Raw genomic sequence first — 3411 nt, forward strand, 5'->3', positions numbered from 1 at the left:
TATCCGTTGGTGGAATGATGTCAGTCGGCGGAAGAATATCCGTTGGTGGAATGATGTCCGCTGGAGGCAATGTGTCAGGGGTGCCACCATAGGTTCGTGAATCGTCATTACATCCTGAAAGAGCCGTGGATATGATAGCCAGCGCAATTATGTTTTTTTTCATTGAGCGATGTTAATCGTAGTTTAAAATGGACCGCTATCTTATCGATTTACTCCACCTCGATGACTATTGTTTTTTGTCTTAACGATAAAAGCGCCCACCAATAAGCAATTGAATTTTAAATAAAAAACAAATTTGAGATCCTTATTCCAACTGCGAAACATTCCAGTACCTAATACAAAAAAATGCCATACCTCGTTAGAGATACAGCATTTCAATTAGCCATTAACATTAAGACCGATAGGGTATATCTGCCCAAAAACACGTTCCAAAAAAACTAAGGCTTAAGCTTTAAAACACGGTCGATATCTTCTGCGGAATGGCGCTCTGGTACTTGCTCCCACTCTTCGCCGAATGAACGGTTCACTACTCGACCTCGTTGGAAACCTTCGCGCGCTTCTAGTTGCTTCGCCCAGCGCACAACGTTGGTGTAAGACTCAACTTGTAGGAACTCAGCGGCATCGTAGATTTTTCCTAGTACAAGGTTGCCATACCAAGGCCAAATTGCGATATCAGCGATGCTTAGCTCGTCACCCGCCACAAAATCGCTATTGGCAAGTTGTTTGTCTAACACGTCTAGTTGACGCTTCGCTTCCATCGCAAAACGGTTAATTGGGTACTCTTGCTTTTCATCCGCGTAAGCGTAGAAGTGACCAAAACCACCACCTAGGAATGGCGCAGAACCTTGTGCCCAGAACAACCAGTTAATGGTTTGTGTTCTTGCTGCCCCTTCTTTTGGTAAGAAGTGACCAAATTTTTCTGCTAGATGCATCAAGATAGATGCCGATTCGAAAACATTAACGTCTTCGTCACCAGACTTGTCGACAAGTGCTGGTATTTTGGAGTTTGGATTCACTCCAACAAAGCCAGAAGAGAACTGATCAGCCTCACCGATGTTGATCAAGTACGCATCATATTCAGCTTCTTTAACACCCGCCGCTAACAACTCTTCCAACAAAATAGTGACTTTTTGACCGTTAGGTGTGCCAAGAGAATACAATTGAAAGGCATGGTCACCAACAGGAAGCTCTTTATCAAAGCGAGCTCCAGATTCAGGACTATTGATGTTTGCCCACTTGTTACCACCAGCAGTATCGTTAACCCAAACTTTTGGCGGAGTGTATTGTTCTGACATGATATTTCCTTATTAATATAGGGTCTCACAAACTGATATTAGGTCACATGCCTGCGGTTAAAACCCCTGAATACGATTTATTTTCAAACTGTTAAGCATGGCTTATTCCAGAAAGACATAACCCGCTTAAGCGTTAGTGTGTGTAGAAGGTAAGTCTGTATTCAAACTTCAATCTAATCTCGATAAGTCCACTGCATCATTTAGCAATGATTTTACGAACGACATACCGACAGCTTCAAGAAAGCTGTGATAAAATCGGGATATTACAATTGATAAGGATTTGGCAATGTCTTCTGATTTCACAGGTTCGAGTGCAGCGTATGCTCGCCAAGAGAAAGGCTACCGCGAAAAAGCACTAAAACTGTACCCTTGGGTTTGTGGTAAATGTGCGCGTGAATTTGTTTACTCAAACCTCCGAGAGCTTACCGTTCACCACGTGGATCACGACCATACAAACAACCCTGAAGATGGCAGCAACTGGGAGCTACTGTGCCTGTACTGTCACGATCATGAGCATTCAAAATACACTGACCATGAGCGTTATGGTGTGGATGCAAAAGCGAGTTTAGATGACCATCAGTCAGCGACTCACAACCCATTCGCAGATCTTGCGAAGTTGATGAAGAAATAACTTTCGACTAAAAGTTCGGGTTCGTAGCGAATGAGCGAAAAAGCAGAAAATACAAAAAGAAGAATTATTGAGGCGGCCTTTGACATCACTTTGAATGAAGGCTTTGATGCTGCAACATTTACCCGCCTGTCTAAACAAGCGGTTATTTCACGTAGTGGCATTAATACACACTTCAAGCGTAAAGAAGATCTCGCTCTAGAGTTAGTATCAAAGTATGTAGAGATCATCAAACAACCACTCAAATTTGAATCACCTGAGGCGTTCTATCAAACTTGGACTGAGGCGTTCGACAACAATCCAAAGTTTAAGAAAGCAATCCTAACTGCGGGTCCAATAATACCTAAGCTCGATGGTGTTAAAGGCCTATTTGATTCAATAAAAGGTGATGAGCAAGAGGTTAAAAGTTGTGTTTACAAATGTGTCGGCTACGCCGTAATTCACGCGTAAGATTGCGTTTGGACTAGAAAAACCATCTAGTTCAAACCTTTATACAAACTCCCTATCCTACTCAAAGCACCAAATAAGCCACTAATTCAGTGGCCTATTTTCAAATCAATTAAATCAACATTTGTTTAAGATGATTTTGGGTAGTTGGGTCACATTGAATATCGCGATACTGATCTTTAGTTTGTAGAATTTCGTCAATCGACCGTATGAAGGCATCAACGACTTCTGGATCAAAGTGGCGCCCGGATTCTGACTTTATCAATGCTATCGCTTTCTCATCACTCCATGCTTCTTTGTATGGCCTAACGGTGGTCAATGCATCAAATACGTCAGCTATTGCAATGATTCGTGCTGATAAAGGGATTTGTTCGCCCATTAAATTGTAAGGATAGCCGGACCCATCCCATTTCTCATGGTGTGCTATCGATATATCCTTAGCCATGATCAACATAGGGCTACTATGTTCTCCGATAATCTTCGCACCAAATATAGGATGTGCTTTCATAACATCCCACTCTTGCGTGGTTAGTTTGCCTGGCTTATGTAATATCTTATCTGGAATCCCTATCTTACCGATATCGTGCATTGGCGCAGCAGTGAATAAGTTTTCACACCATTGCTTTGTACAACCATAATTGACCGCGACAATTTTTGCGTAATGACTCATTCGAACCACGTGCATCCCGGTATCATTATCTTTAAATTCAGCTGCATTACCCAACCGTTCAATCAAACTTCGATTTAACGCAATTTGTTTGCCCGTCACTTTTCTAACAATGATCAACGTAAACCCAAGGCTCAAAATAACAAAAGCACTCATACCGGATGTAATGATTATCAAAGCCCACTGAAAGTCGTTATGCTCAGTTAATGCCTCCTCAACATCAATCTTCGCAATAAAATTAGCTTGAAAAGTACTTTGCTTACTTGCAACAACAAAGACCTGAGCTCCTTGGTAATCTGTAGTACGCTCCATATCACTAAGGCTTTGTTGCGTAATTCAATGGAACTAAATCAAGAACCTACGATCTGATCAGC

General features: G+C 41.9%; 4 protein-coding genes. 2 read left to right on the forward strand and 2 right to left on the reverse strand.

What is annotated here, in order from left to right; all coding sequences use genetic code 11:
- Positions 1 to 437: 437 nt before the first annotated feature.
- A complete protein-coding gene (gene yghU / locus AB6E08_RS21525) occupies positions 438 to 1295 on the reverse strand; it encodes a glutathione-dependent disulfide-bond oxidoreductase (RefSeq protein ID WP_371706941.1) in 858 nt (285 codons plus the stop codon).
- A 286-nt stretch (positions 1296 to 1581) separates the two neighbouring features.
- Here yghU and AB6E08_RS21530 point away from each other — a divergent pair, with 286 nt between their 5' ends.
- Positions 1582 to 1926, forward strand: coding sequence for a YajD family HNH nuclease (locus AB6E08_RS21530; protein ID WP_371706940.1), 345 nt, complete (start codon positions 1582 to 1584; stop codon positions 1924 to 1926).
- Between the two features lie 30 nt (positions 1927 to 1956).
- Positions 1957 to 2373 (forward strand): TetR/AcrR family transcriptional regulator, encoded by a 417-nt coding sequence (locus AB6E08_RS21535; RefSeq protein WP_372063849.1) that lies wholly within the window; start codon positions 1957 to 1959, stop codon positions 2371 to 2373.
- A 109-nt stretch (positions 2374 to 2482) separates the two neighbouring features.
- Here the strand turns inward: AB6E08_RS21535 and AB6E08_RS21540 are convergent, their stop codons facing one another.
- Positions 2483 to 3349: an HD-GYP domain-containing protein gene (locus AB6E08_RS21540; protein WP_372030871.1), complete on the reverse strand. Its 867-nt coding sequence runs from the start codon at positions 3347 to 3349 to the stop codon at positions 2483 to 2485.
- Positions 3350 to 3411 lie beyond the last annotated feature (62 nt).

It is taken from the genome of Vibrio sp. 10N.247.310.24 (genome assembly GCF_041467175.1).
Taxonomy (GTDB): domain Bacteria; phylum Pseudomonadota; class Gammaproteobacteria; order Enterobacterales; family Vibrionaceae; genus Vibrio; species Vibrio tasmaniensis_A.

What these genes read in the sequence shown, in the direction of transcription:
- yghU (WP_371706941.1), bottom strand. Translation starts at nt 1,295, where the DNA reads ATGTCAGAACAATACACTCCGCCAAAAGTTTGGGTTAACGATACTGCT.
- AB6E08_RS21530 (WP_371706940.1), top strand. Translation starts at nt 1,582, where the DNA reads ATGTCTTCTGATTTCACAGGTTCGAGTGCAGCGTATGCTCGCCAAGAG.
- AB6E08_RS21540 (WP_372030871.1), bottom strand. Translation starts at nt 3,349, where the DNA reads ATGGAGCGTACTACAGATTACCAAGGAGCTCAGGTCTTTGTTGTTGCA.
- AB6E08_RS21535 (WP_372063849.1), top strand. Translation starts at nt 1,957, where the DNA reads ATGAGCGAAAAAGCAGAAAATACAAAAAGAAGAATTATTGAGGCGGCC.